The organism is Pseudomonas sp. SST3 (assembly GCF_003325755.1).
The window spans coordinates 37,529-61,619 of sequence record NZ_QORI02000007.1; the positions used below are offsets into that span (position 1 = coordinate 37,529).

The 24,091-nt window shown below is 60.2% G+C and carries 23 protein-coding genes; 14 read left to right on the plus strand and 9 right to left on the minus strand.

The annotated features are described in order from the left end of the window. Nucleotides 1–144 precede the first annotated feature (144 nt). From rloA to pabB, 4 genes are read left to right on the plus strand one after another with little or no spacing between them, the layout of a single operon-like run. Nucleotides 145–681, plus strand: a complete 537-nt coding sequence (gene rloA / locus DQ405_RS08835) for a retropepsin-like aspartic peptidase RloA (protein WP_168423863.1) — start codon at nucleotides 145–147, stop codon at nucleotides 679–681. A 4-nt stretch (nucleotides 682–685) separates the two neighbouring features. Further along, the gene (gene rloB, locus DQ405_RS08840) at nucleotides 686–2,212 is read left to right on the plus strand and encodes an osmotic stress tolerance membrane protein RloB (protein ID WP_168423864.1); all 1,527 of its coding nucleotides are present in this window, start codon (nucleotides 686–688) and stop codon (nucleotides 2,210–2,212) included. Between the two features lie 3 nt (nucleotides 2,213–2,215). After that, the gene (locus DQ405_RS08845; protein ID WP_168423865.1) at nucleotides 2,216–3,199 is read left to right on the plus strand and encodes an alpha-L-glutamate ligase-like protein; all 984 of its coding nucleotides are present in this window, start codon (nucleotides 2,216–2,218) and stop codon (nucleotides 3,197–3,199) included. A gap of 47 nt (nucleotides 3,200–3,246) precedes the next feature. Beyond that, nucleotides 3,247–4,602, plus strand: a complete 1,356-nt coding sequence (gene pabB / locus DQ405_RS08850; protein WP_168424041.1) for an aminodeoxychorismate synthase component I — start codon at nucleotides 3,247–3,249, stop codon at nucleotides 4,600–4,602. A gap of 113 nt (nucleotides 4,603–4,715) precedes the next feature. Here pabB and thrH read toward each other — a convergent pair whose 3' ends face one another. Further along, nucleotides 4,716–5,333: a bifunctional phosphoserine phosphatase/homoserine phosphotransferase ThrH gene (gene thrH / locus DQ405_RS08855; protein WP_168423866.1), complete on the minus strand. Its 618-nt coding sequence runs from the start codon at nucleotides 5,331–5,333 to the stop codon at nucleotides 4,716–4,718. A gap of 185 nt (nucleotides 5,334–5,518) precedes the next feature. Here thrH and DQ405_RS08860 point away from each other — a divergent pair, with 185 nt between their 5' ends. Then, nucleotides 5,519–6,253, plus strand: a complete 735-nt coding sequence (locus DQ405_RS08860) for a phosphoadenylyl-sulfate reductase (RefSeq protein WP_168423867.1) — start codon at nucleotides 5,519–5,521, stop codon at nucleotides 6,251–6,253. 138 nt (nucleotides 6,254–6,391) lie between these two features. Here the strand turns inward: DQ405_RS08860 and cysB are convergent, their stop codons facing one another. Then, on the minus strand, nucleotides 6,392–7,366 hold the full coding sequence (cysB, locus tag DQ405_RS08865) for an HTH-type transcriptional regulator CysB (protein ID WP_168423868.1): 975 nt from the start codon (nucleotides 7,364–7,366) through the stop codon (nucleotides 6,392–6,394). A 330-nt stretch (nucleotides 7,367–7,696) separates the two neighbouring features. Continuing rightward, a complete protein-coding gene (locus DQ405_RS08870) occupies nucleotides 7,697–8,650 on the minus strand; it encodes a putative 2-dehydropantoate 2-reductase (protein WP_168423869.1) in 954 nt (317 codons plus the stop codon). Between the two features lie 273 nt (nucleotides 8,651–8,923). On the opposite strand from DQ405_RS08870, the gene DQ405_RS08875 reads away from it, so the two are divergent. Beyond that, the gene (locus DQ405_RS08875; RefSeq protein ID WP_168423870.1) at nucleotides 8,924–10,000 is read left to right on the plus strand and encodes a 3-deoxy-7-phosphoheptulonate synthase; all 1,077 of its coding nucleotides are present in this window, start codon (nucleotides 8,924–8,926) and stop codon (nucleotides 9,998–10,000) included. Between the two features lie 46 nt (nucleotides 10,001–10,046). On the opposite strand, the gene DQ405_RS08880 is transcribed toward DQ405_RS08875, so the two are convergent. Then, the gene (locus tag DQ405_RS08880; RefSeq protein ID WP_168423871.1) at nucleotides 10,047–10,337 is read right to left on the minus strand and encodes a GNAT family N-acetyltransferase; all 291 of its coding nucleotides are present in this window, start codon (nucleotides 10,335–10,337) and stop codon (nucleotides 10,047–10,049) included. Nucleotides 10,338–10,754: 417 nt separating this feature from the next. Between DQ405_RS08880 and DQ405_RS08885 the strand changes: the two genes are divergently transcribed. Then, on the plus strand, nucleotides 10,755–11,009 hold the full coding sequence (locus DQ405_RS08885) for an Lpp/OprI family alanine-zipper lipoprotein (RefSeq protein WP_168424042.1): 255 nt from the start codon (nucleotides 10,755–10,757) through the stop codon (nucleotides 11,007–11,009). A gap of 87 nt (nucleotides 11,010–11,096) precedes the next feature. Here the strand turns inward: DQ405_RS08885 and DQ405_RS08890 are convergent, their stop codons facing one another. The 3 genes from DQ405_RS08890 to DQ405_RS08900 all read right to left on the minus strand — a co-directional run bounded on the left by DQ405_RS08890 (nucleotide 11,097) and on the right by DQ405_RS08900 (nucleotide 13,061). Next, nucleotides 11,097–12,059, minus strand: coding sequence for a L,D-transpeptidase family protein (locus tag DQ405_RS08890; protein WP_168423872.1), 963 nt, complete (start codon nucleotides 12,057–12,059; stop codon nucleotides 11,097–11,099). 70 nt (nucleotides 12,060–12,129) lie between these two features. Then, nucleotides 12,130–12,411: a hypothetical protein gene (locus tag DQ405_RS08895; RefSeq protein ID WP_168423873.1), complete on the minus strand. Its 282-nt coding sequence runs from the start codon at nucleotides 12,409–12,411 to the stop codon at nucleotides 12,130–12,132. Nucleotides 12,412–12,455: 44 nt separating this feature from the next. After that, a complete protein-coding gene (locus tag DQ405_RS08900) occupies nucleotides 12,456–13,061 on the minus strand; it encodes an arylesterase (RefSeq protein WP_168423874.1) in 606 nt (201 codons plus the stop codon). Between the two features lie 10 nt (nucleotides 13,062–13,071). Here DQ405_RS08900 and DQ405_RS08905 point away from each other — a divergent pair, with 10 nt between their 5' ends. The 5 genes from DQ405_RS08905 (at nucleotide 13,072) to DQ405_RS08925 (ending at nucleotide 19,124) form a co-directional block, all read left to right on the plus strand. Further along, nucleotides 13,072–13,758 carry an ABC transporter ATP-binding protein gene (locus DQ405_RS08905; protein ID WP_168423875.1) on the plus strand — a complete coding sequence of 229 codons (687 nt, stop codon included), beginning with the start codon at nucleotides 13,072–13,074 and terminating at the stop codon, nucleotides 13,756–13,758. Continuing rightward, entirely contained in the window at nucleotides 13,755–16,256 is a 2,502-nt protein-coding gene (locus DQ405_RS08910; RefSeq protein ID WP_168423876.1) for an ABC transporter permease, read from the plus strand. The genes DQ405_RS08905 and DQ405_RS08910 overlap by 4 nt, the downstream gene beginning before the upstream one ends. Nucleotides 16,257–16,315: 59 nt before the next feature. Continuing rightward, entirely contained in the window at nucleotides 16,316–16,813 is a 498-nt protein-coding gene (gene greB / locus DQ405_RS08915; protein ID WP_168423877.1) for a transcription elongation factor GreB, read from the plus strand. A gap of 298 nt (nucleotides 16,814–17,111) precedes the next feature. Further along, nucleotides 17,112–18,053: a lipase family alpha/beta hydrolase gene (locus DQ405_RS08920; RefSeq protein WP_168423878.1), complete on the plus strand. Its 942-nt coding sequence runs from the start codon at nucleotides 17,112–17,114 to the stop codon at nucleotides 18,051–18,053. Between the two features lie 48 nt (nucleotides 18,054–18,101). Continuing rightward, nucleotides 18,102–19,124 (plus strand): lipase secretion chaperone, encoded by a 1,023-nt coding sequence (locus DQ405_RS08925; RefSeq protein ID WP_168423879.1) that lies wholly within the window; start codon nucleotides 18,102–18,104, stop codon nucleotides 19,122–19,124. A gap of 4 nt (nucleotides 19,125–19,128) precedes the next feature. Here the strand turns inward: DQ405_RS08925 and DQ405_RS08930 are convergent, their stop codons facing one another. Further along, entirely contained in the window at nucleotides 19,129–20,538 is a 1,410-nt protein-coding gene (locus tag DQ405_RS08930; protein ID WP_168423880.1) for a transglycosylase SLT domain-containing protein, read from the minus strand. Between the two features lie 177 nt (nucleotides 20,539–20,715). Between DQ405_RS08930 and DQ405_RS08935 the strand changes: the two genes are divergently transcribed. Both DQ405_RS08935 and DQ405_RS08940 read left to right on the plus strand, forming a co-directional pair. Continuing rightward, nucleotides 20,716–21,537, plus strand: coding sequence for a TatD family hydrolase (locus tag DQ405_RS08935; protein WP_168423881.1), 822 nt, complete (start codon nucleotides 20,716–20,718; stop codon nucleotides 21,535–21,537). A 98-nt stretch (nucleotides 21,538–21,635) separates the two neighbouring features. Further along, nucleotides 21,636–23,108: a methyl-accepting chemotaxis protein gene (locus DQ405_RS08940; RefSeq protein WP_168423882.1), complete on the plus strand. Its 1,473-nt coding sequence runs from the start codon at nucleotides 21,636–21,638 to the stop codon at nucleotides 23,106–23,108. Nucleotides 23,109–23,198: 90 nt separating this feature from the next. Here DQ405_RS08940 and DQ405_RS08945 read toward each other — a convergent pair whose 3' ends face one another. After that, nucleotides 23,199–23,996, minus strand: a complete 798-nt coding sequence (locus DQ405_RS08945; RefSeq protein WP_168423883.1) for an acyl-CoA thioesterase — start codon at nucleotides 23,994–23,996, stop codon at nucleotides 23,199–23,201. Between the last annotated feature and the right edge of the window lie 95 nt (nucleotides 23,997–24,091).

Here is a 24,091-nt window from a genome sequence, read left to right on the forward strand (position 1 = left end):
CAACCATACAAGCCTAGTCGCGCGCGCGGAGGGCCATGCTAGAATGCGCCACCATATACCGCGGCTGGCGTTCGCCTCGCCACGCACTCATTTCCATGGGCGGTCGTTCTGCCCATGCTCCTCGACTCGACTAATTCTGGATCTATGAGCGCCAAATCTCGTCTCCTGCTGCTCTGTGCCCTAGTCTCTCCGCTCCCCGTCCAGGCTGATGAAAAAACCGTCTACGGCCTGAATGAACATGTTGCACTGCCCGAGTTCGGCCTCGAAGTGCCCGCCAAACTCGACACCGGCGCGCAAACCGCGTCACTCAGTGCGCGCGACATCGAGCGATTCAAACGCAACGGGAAGCCTTGGGTCCGCTTCTATCTCGCTATTGACGAGGCCCACCACCGCCCGATCGAGCTGCCCTTGCAGCGCATCAGCAAGATCAAGCGCCGGGCCGGAGACTTCGATCCGGAGGAAGAAAAGACCTACACACCGCGCCCCGTCGTAGAGCTTGTTTTGTGTATGGGCAAGGCTAAACGCAGCATTGAAGTGAACCTCACGGACCGAAGTGCATTCCAATACCCACTTTTAATAGGTTCCGATGCGCTTACTCGCTTCGAAGCCCTGGTCGACCCAAGTCTTAAGTACGCCGCTGGCAAGCCCGGCTGCATCATCGAATCCGACGCTGACGAGTAATTCCATGCGCGCCCTTACCCTGCATCTAAAAATTCTGATCCTTCTGCTCGTCACACTGGGCATTGCGATCACCGCGTACCAGATCTTCATTCTCGGCATTCCGATCACTGAAGATGAAACCGATGATCTGTGGAACATCGATGCCAAGGTCGAATTTCAGGCCAATCCGCGCGAGCCGGTGAAGCTGCAGATGTATGTTCCGCCTCTGAATCAGGAATTCGTCAGCCTCAACGAAAGCTTCATATCCAACAACTACGGCGTGAGCATCAACCGTGCCGATGGCAACCGTCGGGTCACCTGGTCCGCGCGGCGCGTTAATGGCAATCAGACCCTGTACTACCGCCTGGTACTGACCCGTCGCTATAGCGGCGAACAAACCAAGGCTACCGGCCCGATATTTCGCGACAGCATTCCGGTCGAAGGCGCCGAGAAGATTGCCGCCGAAGCACTGCTCTCGCCGATCCGCCAACACTCGGCGGATGTCGAGACCTTCATCAGTGAGGCCATCAAGCGTGTCAACAATGTCGAAGACGACAACGTCAAACTGTTGCTCGGTGGTGACTCTGCGACCGCCAACAAGGCGCGCGTAATCGAGCTGCTGCTCTCCATCGCCCACGTCCCGATGGAGCGCGTCCACACCATACGGCTATTGGCCGACATGGCGCAGACACCGGAGCTGTGGTTGCGCAGCTTCAACGGTGACAAGTGGCTGTACTTCAACCCCGAAACCGGCGAGCAGGGCCTGCCGAAAGACCGTCTGGTCTGGTGGACCGGCGACGAGCCGCTCCTGACACTTGAAGGTGGGCGCAATCCGCAGGTGACGTTCACGCTCAACAGCAGCGAGATGAATGCCATCCGCCTAGCGAAACTGACCGACGAGAACACTGACGCCGACTTCCTCGAATATTCGTTATACGGCCTGCCGCTGCAAACTCAGCAGACCTACCAGATCATGATCATGATCCCGATCGGCGTGCTGGTGATCCTGATTCTGCGCAACCTGGGCGGGCTGCAGACGCTAGGCACCTTCACTCCCGTGCTGATTGCACTGGCCTTCCGAGAAACCCAGATCGGTTTCGGCATCATTCTGTTCACGGTCATTACGGCGCTCGGCTTATCCCTGCGTTCGTATCTGGAGCATCTCAAGCTGCAGATGCTGCCGCGCCTCTCAGTCGTGCTCACGTTCGTCGTGGTGCTGATTGCGGTGATCAGTCTGTTCAGCCACAAGCTCGGGCTCGAGCGCGGGCTGTCCGTGTCGCTGTTCCCGATGGTGATTCTGACCATGACCATCGAACGCTTGTCCATCACTTGGGAAGAGCGCGGCGGCGGCCATGCTTTCAAGGTGGCGGTCGGCACGCTGATCGCAGCGAGCCTGTCGTTCCTGTTGATGAACATCCCGGAGCTGACCTATTTCATCTTCACCTTCCCAGCGGTGTTACTGATCATGGTGGGCTTCATGCTGGCGATGGGTCGCTACCGCGGCTACCGCCTGACCGAGCTGTTCCGTTTCAAAGCCTTTCTGAAGGATTGAGCCATGTTCGGTCTAATCAAGACATGGAAGGCCCTGGAAGCCAAGGGCATCATGGGTATCAACCGCCGCAACGCGGACTATGTACTCAAATACAACAAGCGCAACCTGTACCCGATCGTTGATGACAAGATCATCACCAAGCTGCGCGCCATTGAAGCCGGGATCGATGTCCCGGAGATGTACGGCGTCATCGAGACCGAACGGGATATCGAAAAGCTATCGGAGATCGTCAAGGATCACGTTGATTTCGTGGTTAAGCCAGCCCAGGGCGCGGGCGGCGATGGCATTTTGGTCATCGCTGATCGTTTCGAGGGCCGCTACCGGACCGTGTCCGGAAAGATCATCACGCACGACGAGATCGAGCATCAGATCTCGAACATCCTCACCGGGCTTTACTCGCTCGGTGGTCACCGCGATCGTGCACTGATTGAATACCGCGTCACGCCGGACCCGATCTTCAAGAGCATCAGTTACGAAGGCGTCCCGGACATCCGTATCATCGTCCTCATGGGCTACCCGGTAATGGCGATGCTCCGGCTGCCAACACGGCAGTCCGGCGGCAAGGCCAACCTCCACCAAGGCGCGATCGGCGTCGGCGTGGATCTCGCGACGGGTATCACGCTGCGCGGCACCTGGCTGAACAACAAAATATCCAAACACCCGGACACCACCAACGCAGTGGATGGGGTGCAGCTGCCGAACTGGGACGGATTCATGAAGCTCGCCGCTGGCTGCTATGAGCTTTGCGGGCTGGGCTATATCGGCGTCGATATGGTGCTGGACCAGGATAAGGGACCGCTGATTCTCGAGCTCAATGCACGCCCCGGTCTCAACATCCAGATCGCCAATGACTGTGGCCTGACCCACCGCGCACACGCCGTGGAGAACCGGATCGAGGAACTTAAGAAAAAGGGTATCCAGGAGACGGCTGAAGAACGGGTGCGATTCGCCCAGGAGCTTTTCGGCCATATACCGACCCACGCGTGACCCAAGGCCCGGCCGAACAGCTGGGCCAGTCTTGGACCTATCCTCGAATGCCTCTCTGCACGGTACATCCGCTTCCCTATCAGCCCGATCCAGCCCACCGGTTCGAGCGCATTCGCCATGCACCCGGAGCGGTATTGCTCGACTCCGGCCGCCCGGTCGCTGAACGCGGGCGTTACGACCTGTTGAGCGCCTGGCCGATTCAGACGCTGGAGCCAGGCCTAACAGAAGCCGGCATCAGTTTCTTCACGCGCCTTCGTAGCGCGCTGCAAGCCCTCGGCGAGGCAGGACTTCCGAAAAACCTTGAATTGCCTTTCGCCGGTGGTCTGCTGGGCTTTCTTGGCTACGATTTCGGCTCGCGGCTCGAACGGCTCCCTACCGCCGCTGCGCAGGACCTGGAGCTACCGCCGGCACGATTCGGTCTGTATGCCTGGGCATTGATAAGCGACCACCAGCGCCAGACCGCTCAACTGGTTTTTCATCCGAAGCTAGGCAGTGAAGACCGGGTCCGCCTGGTCGAATTGTTCCAGTCGGACTATCAGCCTGAGCACACATCGTTCAGCCTTGAATCACCGTTCACGCCCGATCTGCAGCGCTCCGAGTACCAGAGCGCCGTCGAGCACATTCAGCGCTATATCCAGGCTGGTGATTGTTATCAGGTGAACTTCGCGCAACGCTTCCGCGCCCCGTGCTCGGGCGATCCATGGCAAGCCTATCGAGCCCTGCGCGCCGCATGCCCGACACCTTACTCAGGTTTCATGACCATCAAGGGCGGCGCCATCGTCAGCCTGTCCCCGGAGCGCTTCCTGCGTCTTAGCAACGGGACCGTCGACACGCGTCCGATCAAAGGCACACGCCCTCGTCGGGACGAACCACAAGCCGATCTGGCCGAGGCCCAGGCGCTATTGGCCAGCACGAAGGATCGCGCGGAGAACCTAATGATCGTCGACCTACTACGCAACGATCTCGGCCGAAGCTGCGAGATCGGCAGCGTCAGGGTGCCGGAACTGTTCTCGCTGGAGAGCTATCCGAATGTGCACCATCTAGTGAGCAGCGTCAGTGGCACGCTGGCCGCAGGCAAGGACGCACTGGATCTTCTGGCGGGCAGCTTCCCTGGCGGATCGATAACCGGCGCGCCGAAGATCCGCGCCATGCAGGTGATCGATGAGCTGGAACCCACCCGCCGTTCAATCTACTGCGGCTCGTTGCTCTATCTGGACGTACGAGGTGAGATGGACAGTTCCATAGCCATCCGCACGCTGCTGATTCAAGATGATCAGGCCACCTGCTGGGGCGGTGGAGGGATAGTCGCGGATTCCGACTGGCAGGCTGAATATCAGGAAACCTTCGACAAGGTGAAGGTGCTGATGGAGACGCTGGAAAGGCTGGCAACTGGAAGCACCTGACCTACGCCGCATGGGTTGATGGCGCCTTGTATACAGCCACAGCATCCCTACTGCGTCATGGTGGATCGATAAAGCGATCCACCATAAGTGTTCCAAGTGGTTTTCGGGTGATATTAAAGCTCGAGTTTGCGATTCGATGCCTTGAGAAATTCTTGCTTGAGCTCCGCGAACGTGTGCACCGCCGGGAACTGCGGGAATTCGCGAATGACGTTATCCGGCGCGTGGAAGAGAATGCCGGCATGCGCCTCGGAGAGCATGGTTGTGTCGTTATACGAATCGCCGGCGGCAATGACCCGATAGTACAGGCTCTTGAGCGCGATCACCGACTGCCGCTTGGGATCCTTCTGCCGTAGCTCGTAGTTGACGACGCGTCCTGACTCATCAGTGATCAGGCGATGGCAAAGCAGCGTCGGGAAGCCCAGCTGACGCATCAACGGTTGCGAAAACTCATAGAAGGTATCCGACAGGATGACGACCTGAAAACGCTCACGCAGCCAGTCGACGAACTCGACAGCACCGTCGAGTGGCTTCAGTGTGGCTATGACCGCCTGAATATCCGACAGCTTCAGCCCATGCTCGTCGAGAATGCGCAGGCGCTGCTTCATCAACACATCGTAATCAGGAATGTCCCGCGTTGTCGCCCGGAGTGATTCGATTCCGGTGGCCTCGGCAAAGGCGATCCAGATTTCCGGAACCAGCACACCCTCCAGGTCTAGACAGGCTATTTCCACGGGCCACTCCTCAAAGCAGAAAAATTGAAGCGGCACTCTAACGGCAAGGGCTGAGTGACGCAACGCGACGCCTTATGCATTAAAGTTAGGCTTGGACGGCTCAACGTTATTTAGTGTCATAAAACCTATTTGATAACATCCGCGGCCAGCAGAGCGCGCCCAGCGCCAACCAAGGAAGCCGCCTGATGAGCCAAACAATTGATGTAGCCGAGCTAGCAGCCGCCTATGCCGGCAGATCTCCGCAAGACATACTCAAGCTTGCCTTCGACCTGTTCGGCGACGATCTGTGGATCTCGTTTAGCGGCGCTGAGGACGTCGTGCTAGTAGACATGGCCTGGAAACTGAACAAGAACGTAAAGGTTTTCAGCCTCGATACTGGTCGGCTGCACAGCGAAACCTATCGCTTTATCGAGCAAGTCCGTGAGCACTACGGTATTCCTATCGAGATCATGACCCCGGACCCGGCCCTGCTGCAGCCGATGGTCAACGAGAAAGGACTGTTCAGTTTCTACCGCGACGGCCACGGCGAATGCTGCGGCATTCGCAAGATCGAGCCTCTGCGACGCAAGCTATCGGGCGTCCGCGCCTGGGCCACCGGTCAGCGCCGGGACCAGAGCCCTGGCACGCGCAGCCAGGTGTCGGTGCTGGAAATCGACAGTGCCTTCTCGACGGCGGAGCACACGCTGTATAAGTTCAACCCGTTGGCGCAGATGACCAGCGAGGAAGTCTGGGGCTATATCCGCATGCTGGAGTTGCCGTATAACAGCCTGCACGAGCGTGGATTCATCAGCATCGGTTGCGAGCCGTGCACACGCCCGGTATTGCCGAACCAGCACGAGCGCGAGGGTCGTTGGTGGTGGGAAGAATCCACACAAAAAGAGTGCGGCCTTCATGCCGGCAACCTGATCGCAAAAACTTAAGCTGCTTCGCTTAAACGATTCTGGGTGCCGGTTCTACTGCATTGGCGCCCAGAAAGATCAAGCGGCCATCGGGGCTGGGGCTTGCTTCGATAGGCTATTCGAGCGACGTCAGACACACCACAGCGACTGCCAAGCCGACTAGAAGGTGGGCAGATCGACATCCGCAAACAGCTCGTCCAGCTCGACCTTGTTTCGGCATTGCACAGCCTTTTCGAGCATCTCTCGAACAAGGTGCGGTGCGAAGGTTTCGATGAAATCGCACATGAAACCGCGCAGGAAAGTACCGCGACGGAAACCGATTTTGGTCACACTGGGCTCGAACAATTCGCTGGCATCGAGCACCACGAGGTCCGGATCGAGCTTGGCATCGACTGCCATCCGCGCAACGATGCCAACACCCAATCCCAGGCGCACATAGGTCTTGATGACGTCGGCATCGGCTGCGGTGAACACCACTTTCGGTGACAGACCCTTGTGGCTGAAGGCCTCGTCGAGCTTGGAACGCCCGGTGAAACCGAACACATAGGTCACGATGGGATGTTCCGCCAAGGCTTCGAGCGTGAGCTTTTCCAGCTTCGTCAGCGGGTGGCCCTGCGGCACCACCACGCAGCGGTTCCAGCGGTAACACGGCATCATCACCAGATCACCGAACAGCTCCAAGCCCTCGGTGGCGATAGCAAAATCCACGGTACCGTCGGCAGCCATTTCCGCAATCTGCATAGGCGTCCCCTGATGCATATGCAGAGAGACGTCAGGGTACTGCTTGATGAAAGCGCTGATCACCTGCGGCAAGGCATAGCGAGCCTGCGTGTGGGTCGTCGCGATACTCAAGGTGCCACGCTTTTCGTTGGAAAATTCCTGAGCGATCTGTTTGATGCTGTCGCATTTGCGAAGAATTTCGCCGGCCGTGGTGATGATCCGTTCGCCCGCAGGAGTCACTCTGGTCAGGTGCTTTCCACTACGCGCGAAGACTTCCACGCCCAGCTCGTCCTCAAGCAACCGAATCTGCTTGCTGATGCCGGGTTGTGAAGTGAACAGGCTCTGCGCCGTTGCCGAGACATTGAGGTCATGATGCGCTACCTCCCAGATGTAACGCAGTTGCTGAAGCTTCATAGAGATCCCTCAAAGGCCAATGGCGTCTGAACGCCACCACTTTTTATAACTTCGTGCACCGGAACGTTGGGATTCTAGGTCATTTCCGTATGTACCGCCTGTAACGACTCGCGCACCGATAGCCGCATTGCAATCTTTCCAGGGTAGAAATATGAGGGTATCCGGGAACCATTGCCGGGTCTGCCGGCCCGATCGCATTACCGGAACGCCAACGCCGCGAGCATTCACCGGAATCTCGCGGCCTCGGTTGAGCTTAGCAGCCGGAACAAAATCCACTACTGCCCCGCGCGCGTCACCCGGCGGGCGGCTGAGTCCAACGGACTGACAGACCTAGCGATCCGCACGCGCCGAAATAAAACGCAAGGCCTGGTAAAGCGCCTCGGTCTTCGGCATAGCGAACCCGGCTGCTGCTGCCGCAGCCAGCGGAGCGGCATAGATTGCATCAAGCTCCAGCGGGCGCCCGTGTGCGTGATCGTGGTACATGCTTGGCAGGTAATTGGGCATGAGATCCGTCGCCTTCATCATCCGGTCCACCAGCATTTCCGGAACTGGGTAGCCACATGCCGCCGACGCCCCACAGGTTTCCAACATGATCGATCTTACCAGCGCCCGGCTGTCCGGATTCGACATCAAGGGTGCTGTGCCTGCGTCCAGCAGCACCGAAAGACCGTTGTAGGGCATGTTCCAGACCAACTTCTGCCAGCGTGCCTGAGCCAGGTTGGCGGCTGCACTGGAATCGACACCCGCCGCCCGGAACATCACCACGCCCGCTTCAACCAGGGCCTGTTGTTGCTCTTGGGTTTCTGCCGGCCCCGAGTGATAACCGAGGTTGACCCCGCCAAGTGCCTGATGCTCGACGACGCCCAGAGCCGAGCGGTGTGCACAGATGAAGCAGAGGCCTCCCATCAGGTGGATATTGCCCGGCAAAACCTGACGTAGGTCCTCCTCGATTCCCAGACCGTTCTGCAACACCACGACCTTGGCATCGTCCCCCGCTGCCTCCACGATCAGCGGAGCCAGCTCTGGATTGCTGGTGCTTTTCGCGCCGACCAACAGCCAATCGCACTTGGGCATGTCGTTGGCGCTGCGGTAGGCCTGCACCGCATCCAGATGCAACGCGCCATGCACCGCGCTGTTTACCTGCAGCCCGTTCTGCCTGACTACGTCATATTCGCTGCGCAGCAGAAAGTGCACGTCATAGCCGGCTCGGGCGAGCATCACACCGTAGAAGCCGCCAATGGCGCCAGTTCCGATAATTCCGATTCGAGGTTTAAGAGCGGTCATGCAGGACTCCAGCAACAGGTCATTGGAACGCGGATTTAGCGATCAAATTCCCACCTTATCAGCGTCCCGAAGCAGAGCCCAGCCGCTGTGATTCGGTTGCTTTCGGAGCGCGTACCGATATTGAACACAGCGAGGCGCCTGTCCGGCCTCAAGAACATTGTCGAGGCGACGCAATACGCGATAAGGTTCCGCTTCCCCGCTGCGCCCTCAAGCCCTGCTCCGCCGCACCGGGATTCGCTGGCGGACGGCACCCGTGACCCTGATGAGAACACGATGGCTGATTTACCGATCGATGACCTTAACGTTTCCTCCAACGAGACACTTATCACGCCGGAACAGTTGAAGCGTGAAATACCGCTGACCTCCTCCGCGCTGAAAACCGTCTCCGAAGGACGCCAGGTGATACGCAACATTCTCGACGGCAAGGATCATCGCCTGTTCGTCGTGATAGGCCCCTGCTCGATCCACGACCTCAAGGCTGCGCATGAATATGCCGAGCGCCTCAAGGTACTGGCCGAAAAAGTATCGGACAGTCTGTTTCTGGTCATGCGGGTGTACTTCGAGAAGCCACGCACAACCGTTGGCTGGAAGGGCCTGATCAACGATCCATACATGGATGACTCGTTCAAGATTCAGGACGGCCTGCACATCGGCCGTCAACTGCTGCTCGACCTCGCCGAGATGGGCCTGCCGACTGCAACCGAAGCACTTGACCCGATATCACCGCAGTACTTGCAGGACTTGATCAGCTGGTCGGCCATCGGCGCACGCACCACCGAATCCCAGACACATCGCGAGATGGCGTCGGGCCTGTCGTCTGCAGTGGGATTCAAGAACGGCACCGATGGAAGTCTGACCGTTGCGATCAATGCGCTGCAGTCCGTTTCCAGCCCGCATCGCTTCCTCGGTATCAACCAAGCGGGCGGAGTCTCCATCGTCACCACCAAGGGCAATGCCTATGGCCACGTTGTGCTGCGTGGCGGCAATGGGAAGCCCAACTACGATTCGGTCAGCGTGGCGGTGTGCGAGCAGGAATTGAACAAGGCTGGCATCACGCCGAACATCATGGTCGATTGCAGCCACGCCAACTCCAACAAGGATCCGGCCCTGCAGCCACTGGTAATGGACAACGTGGCCAACCAGATCCTCGAGGGCAACAATTCGATCGTCGGGCTGATGGTGGAAAGCCACCTGGGCTGGGGCAGCCAGTCGATTCCGAAAGATCTGGCAGACCTGAAATACGGCGTGTCTATCACAGACGCCTGTATCGATTGGGACGCCACCGAGAAAGCCATCCTCGGCATGCATGGAAAACTGAGGGAGGTACTGCCCAAACGCGCTCGCGGCTAGCGGTGGGCTGAACAGACGAGAACGCCGGTTACCGGCGTTTTTCTTTTTACTCGCCGTCAATGTCGCCCGCTGGGTTGCCCTGCCGTTCGATATACCACTCGACATAGGAACAGGACGGAATCACCGTATAGCCCTCGCGCGCGGCGTAATCCAGCGCATGCTGAGCCAGCACGGCGGCGACACCGCGACCGCGCAACGCATCGGGCACGAAGGTCCGATAGAAATCCAGGGTCTGCTTGCCAAGGTCTACATAAGCCAGATAGGCGCGATAGCCATCCACGATCGTCTCGAACTGATGGCCCGCTCGATCATGGTTGATGGTTAGCTTGTCGGTCATCTCGCCTCCTCTGCAGGCTTGCCCTGCCTTTGACTTGGAGGGCCTATGCGGAGCCCGCACATTCCCATTTTTTCTTGTTAGTTGGACGATGCATGCTACCGCCATGTAAGACTCCGCTTCAATTGCTTAAAAGTTGGTGATGCTAGCGCTGGGCAATCGATACATTGACCGCTTGCAAACGCTTCGCAAAGTGCAACTTTTCAAGCTTTCCGCCGGTCCATGTAACGAGTGCAGCGGCTTGCTCTGATTGTTTTTCAATCAGCTTGTCCAGTCGCAGCCATGAAACGAATGAGGCTGCAGAAAAATTGTGGTAGCGGCTGCTTGCCTCAGTTTACTTAGCGCAACTTATCGGTAGTATGTGCGCGCCAACTTTCCATAACGGAAGTTGCCATGGATTTCATCCTTAAGGGGAACAAGATGAACAACGTTCTGAAATTTTCTGCTCTGGCTTTCGCCGCAGTTCTGGCTACTGGTTGCAGCAACAGCATGACCAAGGAAAGCGAAGCCCGCCTGACTGCGACCGAAGACTCCGCCGCCCGTGCTCAGGCACGCGCCGACGAAGCCTACAGCAAGGCCGACGAGGCTCTGCAGGCTGCTCAGAAGGCTCAGCAAACTGCTGACGAAGCCAACGAGCGCGCACTGCGTATGCTGGAACGCGCCAGCCGCAAGTAAGCTTCAGGCGATAAAAAAGCCGACCTGCAACCAGGTCGGCTTTTTTGTGGGCGGCGGAACAGCCGCCTCGCCCCTTCCGGGGGCTCTTCAGAAAATCGGCTCTTCCTGGTTGGCTAGTGCCTGACCCTGCTCGGCGATCTGGATCGGCAGGCCGTCTTCACCTGCGATGATCTCACGCACCATTTCCCAGTCCAGTTGCAGCACGCCAGCCGTTTCGTCACGCTTCAACAGCGTATTGACCACCACTGCATGCTTATCCATCAGCGTCATATGCTTGTCCTCGTCCTGCAGCGGCGTGTGCGCTTCCAAGTAGATTCTGCCCTGACTTACGCCGAACTTGTATGGCTCGTCGATAATTCGCACCGCGGTTCCGACTTTAACCAACCCTGACAATTCCAAAACGTTGTGATTGAGCATGCGGAAACAACCGTGGCTGACACGCATGCCAATGCCGAACTTTTTGTTCGATCCGTGGATCAGGTAGCCGGGCAACGCCAAGGTCATCTTATAAGGACCGAGCGGGTTATCCGGTCCGGGCGGCACGACCTTTGGCAAAGGGTCCCCCTCGGCAGCGTGCTCATCTCGAATCGACTGTGGTGGATACCACGCCGGATTGTCGGTCATGGCCGTGATACGTGTATTCCCTACCGGTGACCCCCAGCCTTCGCGGCCGATTCCGAGGGGGAAGGTATGCACTACATCTTTGCCCTCCGGGTAGTAGTACAGCCGGTACTCGGCCAGGTTGATCACAATACCCTCACGCGGTCCAGGCGGCAGGATATAGCGAGTTGGCAGAATGATGTCGGTGCCCTCGCCCGGCAACCAGGGATCCACACCCGGGTTTGCCGCGATGAGTTCCAGATAACCCAGGTCGTACGTTTCGCCCAGCGCCGCGAAAGTGTCTTCGTATTTAGCCTTGATGACCTGAATCTGCCCGACTACATCCTCGCCCTCCGGCGGGAGCGGCAACTCGAGAGCAGCGGACGGCCCAGCCAACAACAGAGCAGCGAATGACACACAGGAGGCGACTGCAGACGCACGCGAGAGCATTCAGGGGTTCCTTGGAGAATGGTGAATCGTATTGCCGGCGATTGTACTCGAAGCGACAGCAGCCGCCGAGCTACCAGCCACTGGCGGCAGACGGAAGGCCCTTGCGTTGCGCCCTGAGCGCCTCACGGCATATTGAACAGAGCCGGCGGTCCTTGAGCATCGGTCGCTCCAGATCCTGCCAGCGTGGCCGCGCAGGTAGAAAACCACCGCAAAGCGTGCGATCGACCTGACCGTTCAGCTCCAGTTGTCGCAGCGCCAGATGCAGACGATTTTCGCGGCAGGCGAACAGGTCGAACTGTTCGTCCGGCACGATAAGACGATAGGCAAATAGGGTCCAGGCTGGGCGCGGCATCTGAGGCTCCGATCGAGGGGCGCGACAGTAGCCGCGCGCACGCCTCAAAGCAAGGGCTCGAGCACCGGCCAGACGTTATCCAGCAGCCTTTGCTGGGCACCGGCTGTAGGATGTATACGATCAGACTGCATCATGCCCTCGACCCCACCTACACCGTCGAGGAAAAACGGTACATAAGGTAGTTCCTTCTCCTCAGCGAGGGAGTCGAACACCTGGGCAAAAGCCGTGGTGTAGCGCTGCCCCAGGTTGGGTGGCAACCGCATGCCAAGCAACAGGACCTCAGCGCCTGCCTCCCGTGACTGTTCAACCATCGCAGCAAGATTCTGCTTCAAGTGAGCAGGCGGCTGGCCACGCAGACCGTCATTGCCCCCCAGCTCAAGTATCACCACCTCCGGCTCATGCTCCGCAAGCAAAGTGGGTAGCCTGGCGAGCCCGCCGGCGCTGGTGTCACCGCTGATCGAGGCATTCACCACACGATAATCCGCCGCTTCTGTATCAAGGCGTTGCTGAAGCATGTGTACCCACCCCTGGCTGGTTTCCAGCCCAAAAGCGGCACTGATACTATCCCCGACCACCAGCACCGTTCCCGCCAAGGCTCCCTGAGCCCAGCACAGCAGTACCAGGACTCCACTTCTCAGCCAATTTCGCATCGGAATCTCCATGAGCGCCAGCATTCTCTACGCCCGGAACCTTAGCAAAGCGGTACCCAGCGCGGAAGGCGAGCTGGCGATACTCGACGATGTGTCCCTTAGCGTGAACAAGGGCGAGAGCCTAGCGATCATCGGAACGTCCGGTTCCGGAAAATCGACACTGCTCGGCCTGTTGGCCGGCCTGGATCTGCCCAGCTCGGGCGAGGTGCACCTCGCCGGCCATCTGCTCGGAGATCTGGACGAAGACCAGCGCGCCAGGGTGCGGGCCGAGCATGTCGGCTTCGTCTTTCAATCGTTCCAACTGCTCGACAGCCTCAACGCCCTGGAGAACGTCATGCTGCCCCTCGAGTTGCATGGTCGCCGTGACGCTCAGGCGAAAGCCACCGAGCTGCTCGGACGAGTCGGTCTGGGCGCTCGCCTGCATCACTATCCGAGACAACTATCGGGCGGCGAGCAACAACGCGTCGCCGTCGCCCGCGCGTTCGCCGCCGAACCCGAAGTATTGTTCGCCGATGAGCCCACCGGCAATCTCGATAGCCACACCGGCGCGAACATCACCGAGCTGCTCTTCGAACTGAACCGGGAGCGCGGCACCACCCTGGTGCTGGTCACACACGATGAGCGATTGGCGCAGCGCTGCCAGCACCTGCTTCGCCTGGAAGGTGGACGCCAACTTCGTGATGAGCAGACCCGATGAAGCGCGTGCCCTTCTGCCGCCTGGCTGCGCTGGCGCTACGTCAGCTATTGCGGGACGCCCGAGGCGGCGAGCTTCGCGTACTGTTCGGCGCGCTGCTGATCGCCGTCGCGGCAAGCACGGCCATTGGCTATTTCGGTGCACGCCTGAACGATGCCATGTTGCTGCGTGCCACGGAGTTCCTCGGTGCCGATCTGGTATTACGTGGCAGCGCACCTGCTGCGTCCGAACAGATCGAGGCAGGCTCTCGACTGCAACTCGACCATGCTCGGGTGGTGGAATTCTCCAGTGTCGTCGCGACCGACGACAATCTCCAGCTGACCAGTGTCAAGGCAGCCGACGACCAATACCCGCTGCGCGGTGAGTTGCGCAGCGCGGCCGCGCCATATCAGCCCGAGCAGCCCGGTCCAGGCCCGCAACCCGGTGAAGCCTGGGCCGAAGCGCGCCTGTTCGCCGCACTCGACCTGCAAATAGGCGATCACATCGAGGTGGGCAACAAGCAGCTGCAGTTGACCCGCGTGCTGACTTACGAACCCGATCGTGTAGGCGATTTTTACAGCCTGACGCCACGCGTACTGATGCACCTCGACGACCTTGATGCCACTGGCGTGGTGCAGCCCGGCAGCCGCGTGCGCTATCGCGAACTCTGGCGTGGCTCGACCGAACAGCTGCAAGCCTACGAAGAGACCATCAAACCCGACCTGCAACCGCATCAGCGCATCGAAACCGCTAAAGATGGTAACCGTCAGATCGGCGGTGCCCTTGGGCGTGCCGAGCGCTATCTCAACCTGGCCAGCCTGGCGGCGGTACTCCTTGCGGGCGTCGCGGTAGCGCTTTCGGCGGCACGTTTTGCCGCGCGCCGCTTCGACGCCAGCGCCCTGCTGCGCTGTCTTGGGCTGTCACGACGCGAGGCGTTGACGCTCTATGCCTTGCAGCTCGGCTATCTTGGCGTAGCGGCCAGTGCAGCAGGCGCTTTGCTGGGCTGGGCCGCGCAACATGGATTGTTTTTTCTGCTGCGCGATCTAGTGGTCAGCGAAGTCCCGCCCGCGACCCTCTGGCCCGCCCTGGCAGGCATCGCCACTGGGATGGTCGCGTTGGCCGGTTTCGCCTTGCCGCCGCTGGCCGCTCTGGGTCGTGTGCCGCCACTGCGGGTGCTGCGCCGAGATATTCTGCCGGTCCCACCGAGCACCTGGCTGGTGTACGGCGCAGCGATCGGCGCGCTTGGCCTGATCATGTGGCGCCTGAGCCTGGACTTGAAAATAACCCTCGCGTTGCTGGGTGGCGGTCTGCTTGCCACCGTCGTCCTCGGTGGCTTGTTATTGCTGGCGCTAAGCGGACTGCGTCGGGCGCTTTCTGGCGCGTCTCTAGCATGGCGCCTGGGCCTCGGGCAGCTACTCCGTCACCCGCTGGCCGCGGCTGGCCAATCACTGGCCTTCGGTCTGATATTGCTGGCGATGGCGCTGATCGCACTGCTGCGCGGCGAGCTGCTCGATACCTGGCAGAATCAGCTGCCGGACGATGCGCCCAACCATTTCGTGCTCAACGTTTTGCCCGCTGATAGGGATGCGTTCGCCCAACGTATCGAGGCGCTGTCGGATCATGCCGCGCCGCTGTACCCGGTCGTACCGGGTCGCCTGGTGGCAATCAACGGCGAGCCGGTGCGTCAGTTGGTAAGCAAGGACAGCCAGGGCGAGCGCGCAATACGCCGCGATCTTAGCCTGACCTGGGCACGCGATCTGCCTTCCGATAATCGCCTGAGCGCCGGTCATTGGTGGGACGGCGAACGGAGCGAGCTACCCGGCGTGTCGGTGGAAGCCGAACTGGCCGAGAGCCTTCAGGTCGAGCTGGGCGATCGGCTCAGCTTCACGGTCGGCGGGCTCACCCGCGATGTCAGCGTAACCAGCCTGCGCGAAGTGAACTGGGACAATTTCCAGCCGAATTTCTACATGATTTTCGAGCCGGAAACGCTACGTGACGTGCCCACCACCTATATGACCAGCTTCCACCTATCGGCCGGAAAGGATCGCGAACTGGTGCAGCTGGCCCGGGATTTCCCCTCCGCGACGATCCTCCAGGTCGAGGCCTTGCTCAGTCAGTTACGCAGCATCCTCGCGCAGGTCTCTCTGGCGGTGGAATACGTGCTGATGTTCATCCTCGCCGCTGGCCTGGCCGTGCTGTTCGCCGGGCTTCAGGCCACGCTCGACGAGCGCATCCGCCAAGGCGCTCTGTTGCGGGCGCTGGGCGCGAAGCGCAGCCTGCTGCTCAAGGCCAGGCGCGCCGAGTTCGGCGTGCTCGGTGCGACCAGCGGCTTGCTGGCCACTCTAGGCTGCGAACTGGTCAGCGCCCTGCTCTATCACTTCGCGTTCGACTTGCGCTGGCAGCCGCACCCCTGGCTGCTGATCCTACCAGTGATTGGTGCGTTGCTGGTCGGGGCTGCCGGCGTGATCGGCACCCGCCGCGCCTTGAACGCCAGCCCGCTTAATGTGCTTCGTGAGAACTGACAACAAATGGAGACGAGAGCTTCTAGAATGTGCGACTCCTTGTCTGACCCGGATCATCCATGAGCCGCTATCGCCCCCCACGCCCCGCCGGTACTCCCTTGATCACCCCTGAGGGCGAAGCGCGGCTGCGCACCGAGCTGCACGAGCTTTGGCATGTCAGGCGGCCGCAGGTCACGCAATCGGTCAGCGAAGCAGCAGCGCAAGGCGATCGCTCCGAAAATGCCGAATACACCTACGGCAAGAAAATGCTGCGGGAAATCGACAGCCGAGTGCGCTTTCTTACCAAGCGTCTGGAGAAGCTGAAGGTCGTCAGCGACAAACCGAGCGATCCGGGCAAGGTTTACTTTGGCGCCTGGGTGACGGTGGAAGACGAGGATGGCGAGCAAGCCCGCTATCGCATCGTCGGGCCGGACGAGCTGGATTTGCGCCAAGGCCTGATCAGCATCGATTCGCCACTCGCCAGAGCGTTGGTGGGCAAACCGCTTGACGCTGAGGTACAGGTTCAAACGCCTACCGGCGCCAAGCTCTGGTATATCGTTGCCATCGACTATCCGTGACCGGTCAGTTCTAAAGCGACTAAATGGTCGCTATTTGCGACAAACTTCATCGATTGGGCTTCGATCATTAGAACATAACCTTCCTACCCATCAAGGCGTTCCGCCTGGTAACAGACAGCCGATACGACGCTAGAGGCTGATTGCTATCAACTATCACCTATCCACCGTACCAGAGCGGATACGCTTCGCTTGCCAGTACCTGGCATGATTGCTGCGCTTATCCTGCGGCAGTACGCGCAGCGCGCGGTGAATGGCGAGGGACTGCCAATGCCCGACTCACCCACCGATGAGTGCATTCATGAACAACAAGAAGACCTTGATCGCTCTATGCCTCGGCACCGCCCTGGCCCTTTCCAGTCAGGTGCAGGCAGGCCTGTTCAGCTCCAGCGGCTACACCCAGACGCGTTATCCGATCGTCCTCACTCACGGCATGCTGGGCTTCGACAGCATGCTCGGCATCGACTATTGGTACGGCATCCCGCATGCGCTTCGGCGTGATGGAGCGCAGGTCTACGTGACCGAAGTCAGCCAGCTCAACACCTCAGAACTGCGCGGCGAAGAACTCCTGGAACAGATCGAAGAGATCGTCGCGATCAGCGGAAAACCCAAGGTGAACCTGATAGGCCATAGTCACGGTGGGCCGACGGTGCGCTACGTTGCCGCCGTACGTCCCGACCTGGTCGCTTCAGTCACGACTGTAGGCGCCCCGCACAAGGGATCGGATGTCGCGGACCTGCTCCGCAAGATCCCCGAGGGATCCGGCGGCGAAGCCATCGCCGCCGGCCTGGTCAACGGTATGGGCGCATTGATTCACTTCCTGTCCGGCAGCCCGAGTACCGAACCGCAGGACTCGCTCGGGGCGCTCGAGTCGCTCAACAGCGAAGGCGCCGCACGCTTCAACGCCAAGTACCCGCAGGGCATTCCGACCTCTACATGCGGCGAAGGGGCATACCAGGTCAACGGCGTGCGCTATTACTCCTGGAGCGGTACCAGCCCATTGACCAACCCGCTGGATATTAGTGACGCGATGATGGGCGCAGGCTCGCTCGCGTTCGACGAGGCGAATGATGGACTGGTGGGCCGCTGCAGTTCGCACCTCGGCATGGTTATCCGCGACAACTACCGGATGAACCACCTGGACGAGGTCAACCAGGTGCTCGGGCTGACCAGCCTGTTCGAAACCGATCCACTGACCGTTTACCGCCAGCATGCCAACCGCCTGAAGAACGCAGGCCTCTGAGACGCGCCGGGGGCCAACCGGCCCCGGCCCTGACCACAAGGCATATCGATGAAAAAACTCGCTGCCCTGCTTCTGCTGAGCGTTACCGTTGGCGTCGCTATTCACTGGCGTGAGCCATTCGGACCGGTACAGCCCCGCGCGCATACGACCATAGCCCCGACGTTCACTACGGAACTGCCTGTAGATCAGACGCCGGTTCGTCCTTTAGCCGTACAACCCTCGCCCACCGAGACGATCCGGCGCCTGCCGCCCTCTTTCACCGGCACCCAGGTCGACGGTCAGCTTCGCGCCGACTCCCTGGGCAGGCTAATCATCGAGCGCGACATCCGTCGCGTCTTCGATTACTTCCTGGCCTCGATTGGCGAGGAGCCGATCGAGGCAAGCGTCACCCGCCTGCGCCGCTATATCCAGGCGCAACTTCCTCAGCCCGGAGCGGACCAGGCATTGCGGCTGCTGGGCCAGTATCTGGATTACAAACGTCAGCTACTGGTACTCGAAGAGCAACACGCGCAGCGGGCCGATCTGGATGCCATGCGCGAGCGGCTGCGCGCAGCTCGGCAGCTGCGCGCCGGGACATTTGATGAAGAGACACACGAGGCATTCTTTGCGCTGGAGGAAGCGGCCGACAGCTTCACGCTGGAAAGATTGGCGATTCGACGCAACCCAACCCTCAATGCAGCGGCGAAGGGGGCAGCTATCGACAGGCTGCAGGACAGCCTGCCGCCCGAACTGCGGGACGGAATTGTGATACAGCTGCAGTCCCAACTACGCGAGCAGACACAGGTGCTGCAGTCCAGCGGCGGCTCGCCGACCGACTTGCGTCAGCTACGCCAGCAACTGGTTGGCAACGCTGCCACCGCTCGCCTGGAACGGCTCGATCTGAAACGACAGGAATGGCAGAAGCGGCTGGCGGTCTATCGCCAGGAAAAGAAACGCATCGAAAGCAGCCGGGGTCTTGGCGACGCTGACAAGCGTGCGGCTATCGCTCGATTGGCGGCGGAACACTTCGACGAGAACGAGCGCTGGCGCCTGGATGCAGCCGAACGGCGACTCATCATGGAGAACGGCTAAGCGGTCAATTGGCCGCGCTCTGCGGCCCGCCTTCCAGCAAGTAGCGTTCACGGGTGTAGGCCAGGTAATACTTGTTGACCGCATTAACGTAGCTGACCACGCCCATGCCCATGGTCGCCATGGCGACACGTTCAACCTGGAAAAACCACTGATCCGGATTGAGACCGAGGCGACGGGCCTCCGCACGCATACTCTGAACCCGCTGCGGGCCCATGTTGTAGGCAGCGAGGACGAACGCCATGCGTTCACGCTCATTCAGTCTGGGACTGGAAAAGAATTTGCGACGGATGCTGGCCAGATACATCGCGCTGGCCTGCACATTGTTGTCCAGCTTGCCGATGTCAGTTACGCCCAAGCTGCGAGCAGTGGCGGGAGTTACCTGCATCAGTCCGGTGGCCCCGGAAGCGCCGCGAGCCGCCGGATTGAGGGTCGACTCCTTGAACGCCAACGCGGCTAGGTTCAGCCAATCGATATCCTGCTGCTTAGCATGCCGCTGTAGGGTTGGCCGTACGTTTTCAAGCCGCTGGCGTCCGATCCGGTCGAGCGGATACTGCACTCGATAGAGCCGCCGATAGACTCGAACGAACGCAGCGTCTTGGTTGTCCGGCGAATTGTAGCCGTGAAGAAAGCGATCAACGCTGGCACGCAACATGCTCGCCTCCTTTCGCAGAAACCAATGCATGTCGGCCCGCTTGCCCAGCGTCAGCTGGGATTCGATACGCAGCTTGGGCAACACCTTCGCCCAGCGTTCGGCAATGGTCTGCTCAACAACCGTAGCCGGATAAACTCCGGCCTGCACCATTTCCAGCACATCCTCCACTGCAAGCGTCGGATCCACCCACTCGATGGAAATCGGAGCACGCCCGGCCTGCATCAACTGCTGATTAATGCCTTCCAGAGCAGGCCCTGCCGCACTGCCAGCCGACAACGCCAAACTACGCCCCGATAATTGCTCGAAGCTTTTGTAACGATGGTTGCCCTGGCGGCTGACCAGCACCATCGGCACCTTATCGACGACGGCCCGGCTGCGACTGACTCGGCGCATCGCACCCAACTCCAAAAGCTCTCCCGGCGCCACCAGATCACCCTCGCCTCGTTGCAGCGCGCCAAGCAGCTGATCTTTGGCCTTGGGAATGATTTCCAACGTGATCTGAGGTCCTTTCGAACCCCGATTGAGAAACTGCTCGAACGCACGCAGACGCACATATTCCACGCCGATGGCTTCACCCTTGACCTCGCCTGAGCTATTGCGGCTCTGGTTGATCAGCACGCGAAGCACCCCACTGCGGCGAATCTCCGCGAGATCGCGTACCGTATCCACCGGCTGCCATGCCTGGGGGCCCATTACTCGCGCGACCACCGGCCACGGCGCGAGCACCAACAGACACAACAGCAGTGGTAATAGTCGGATCATTACAGCGTATCGACTCGAACGGGGCAGTATACAGCGCGGCAGGCTACCGCGCGGCGGCGAAGATTCTCACAGCGGAGGCTTAGTCGCCAGCGTCACCTGTCTAAAAACATGAGCTATCTGTTTCAACTGATTGATTAATATAGTTATATTGTTTTGATTTATAAGCGAGGCAGTTCCATGCAGCTTGTCGACATCGGCGTCAATCTGACCCACCCGACCTTCGCCCGCGATCCGCGAGTCGTGTTGAATCGAGCCTATGCGGCGGGCGTGACGCAGCTGGTGCTGACGGGTACCAGCCTCGCCGAGAGCGAGGCAGCATTGGGCCTCTGCCGGGAGCTGGATGAAAGTCGGCAGCGCCTGTTTTGCACGGCGGGGATCCACCCCCATGACGCGAGTCAATGGACGTCGGAAACCGCATCCCAGCTGAAAGGTCTGCTCGCCGAACCCGAGGTGCGCGCCGTCGGCGAGTGCGGGCTGGACTTCAATCGGGACCTATCCCCTCGCTCACAGCAGGAACGGGTGCTGGAGGAGCACCTGCAACTGGCGGTGGAAACCGGCCTGCCACTGTTCCTTCACGAGCGCGACGCCGACCAGCGCCTGGCGGCGATCCTTCGGCCTTTCCGTGACCAGCTCAGCGCCGCGGTGGTGCACTGTTTTACCGGGGAGAAACGAGCTCTATACGCCTTTATGGATCTTGACCTGCATATCGGCATCACCGGCTGGATCTGCGATGAGCGACGTGGCACGCACCTGCATCCGCTGGTGCGCGAGATTTCTGCCTCGCGATTGATGCTCGAGAGCGACGCGCCCTACCTGCTTCCCCGTACATTACGGCCCAAGCCCAAAGGCGGTCAGAACGAGCCGGCCTTCCTCCCTGAGATCTTGCGCGAGGTGGCGCGCCATCGCGGCGTGAACGAGGAGGAGTTGGCTGCTTCCACCACCGCCTGTGCCCAGCGGTTCTTCGGCATCGCACCGCTGGAACAACCGGAACAGCGCTAAAGCCTTGCAGATCCCTGCCGTTAATAGAACTGGATCACGGAAAGCACCGATGCCTATCCGCGCCGGTCCTCTTAGCCATTCACACAAGAAGTGCACTCATGGTCCTCTGGATTCGAGACCTTTCCCTGAAGTACAAATTCTGGGCGCTGAACATGGTGACCTTTGTCACCACCCTGCTGCTGGTGCTTTTCGCCTTGCAGCTGGAACAGCAGTCGCGCAGCCTGGATGCACAAACTGAAGCTCAGGCGCTTGCCAGCGTGCTGCAGAGCTGGCCGGAGGGCGGCGCACTTCCGCAAAGCTCTTCCCTGGTGGCGCTCTCGCCGGGTCAGAAGCTGACTATCGACCACCGCAGCATTACTGCTGGCGACGGTTGGACTGAGGTCGATCATGACCGTTTTCTGGCCACCACACCGGTTGTGGGTGTGCAGTGGATCACCCGGCCAGGCGGAAAAAAGCTTGCCGTTCTGGCGCGAGCGCCCAGTGTCCGGCAGCTACTGATTGAGCACTTCTTCAGCTATGCGCTGGCTGTAGCGGTGCTGATGGTGGCGCTGCTGGCAGCCTCGCAAGTGATGATTCGTTTCCTGTTAAGCCACCTTAATACACTCAAGGACGTCATGCTGCATGTGGAGCGCAGTGGTGATCTGTCCGCCCGCGTGCCGCTGGACAGTCGCGACGAAGTCGGACAGATGGCCGGCGCCTTTAACGCAATGCAGGCCGGTTACCAGCGCATCGTCAGTACCGTAACCCAGGCTGCGACACGCCTGGACAGCGGCGCCAGTGCGCTGGCTGCGAGCCTTGGTGGCGTTCGCCAAGGCATGCTCGAGCAGAAAAGCGAAACCGATCAGGCCGCTACGGCGATCAATGAGATGACCGCGACCGTCCACCACATCGCCGACCACGCACGCGAAACACGCGACCAGTCGCAGCATGCCGACCGTCTCGCCGGAGACGGCCACAGCGTCGTAGCGCGGGTGGAACGTTCCATATCCAACCTGTCTCAAGGCGTGCAGCAAACCGCTGAGACGATCGGCCAGCTCGCGGCCGACAGCCAGAAGATTAACGGTGTCGTCAGTGTCATTCACAGCATCGCCGAGCAGACCAACCTGCTGGCGTTGAACGCAGCCATCGAAGCGGCCCGCGCAGGGGAGATGGGGCGCGGCTTCGCGGTCGTTGCCGATGAGGTACGCAACCTCGCTAAACGTGTTCAGGTTTCAACGGACGAAATCACCCAGATGATTGGCGGCCTGCAGGCCATGACCCGTGACGCAGTGGAGTTCATGCAGGAAAGCTCGCTGAAGGCCGACGATTGCGTAAGCGAGGCCCGCGAGGCCGGGCAGGCATTGGAGGCGATCACCGCAGCAGTAGCGCAGATGCGCGAGAGCAATACGCAGATCGCCGTTGCCGCCGAACAGCAAAGCGGCGTGGCCGAAGAACTCAACCGCTCGGTCACGGGCATTCGTGACGTCACCGAACAGACGGTCACACAGACCGAAGCATCCGCGACCACAAGTACGGAGCTGGCTGCGCTCTCGGCTGAACTGAGCAAAGCGATTCAACAGTTCAAGCTGTGAGTCGAGCACGTCGACGGGCGCTGGGCCGGCTTGACCACTTGCGCTCTACGTGCCGGCGGTCTTAGACGAACTCGAGCTGCAAATCGCCGTTCAGCCGAAGACCGTCACAGTCTGGCGGCTCAAGGCCACCAGCTCACCCTCGGCGCTCCAGAGCGCGGCAGCGCAATGGCCGTAGCCATCCTGGGCGTGCTCGATCACCGCTCGGTACCGGCACCAATCATGGGTATCGATCTGCGGTACCGGCTGGATGAACTCGATGGTCCATGTCAGCGAGCTGCCCGGCGCGAAACTCTTCAGATGCGACAGCACCGCTGGCGGCCAGGCGTCTACCAGCGCCAGCAGATGCGAGACGGTCACAGGCTCGCGCTCGACCTCGCCGCGCAACCGTACCCAGCCGCCCATCTCGCGTGAAGTATTGCCGGAAAACGGCATTCCACCGATCCCCCAACGCATCGCCAGATAACGTGTGAACTCCGGCGCTACGCCCGGCACATAGGGTAGCTCCTGGCACTCTTCCACGGATGGCATTACCGGAGCCGGTTCCGCGGCCACCCGAATCGCCGAGTCCCTGGCTGCACCGAAACTGCCTTGGATGATGGTCACCACCTGACCATTCTGCACAGCCCGCCCGAGTACCTGGCTCACGGCCTTCCCCTCGCGCAGCACTTCAGCCTCGAAACTGACCGGGGTATCGACCAGCAAGGGACCGACGAAGGTTATGGCCAGAGAACGCACCGGACGGCCGTCTGGCACCTGAGCCTGCATGGCCTCGTGTACAAGCGCTGCAACCACCCCGCCAAAGCCGGCACGGCCCTGGCCCCAGGTGGCAGGCACGGTAACGTTCGCAGGATTGTCACGAACGGCGTTGATCAGTTCGGAGAAAGTCATGCCCACCTCGGATTGTTTTTATGGTTTGCCATCTTAGCGTCGGCGCATCGTTAGGGGGCGCAACTGGGCTTCGGTGATAGCGCACCATCGCATAT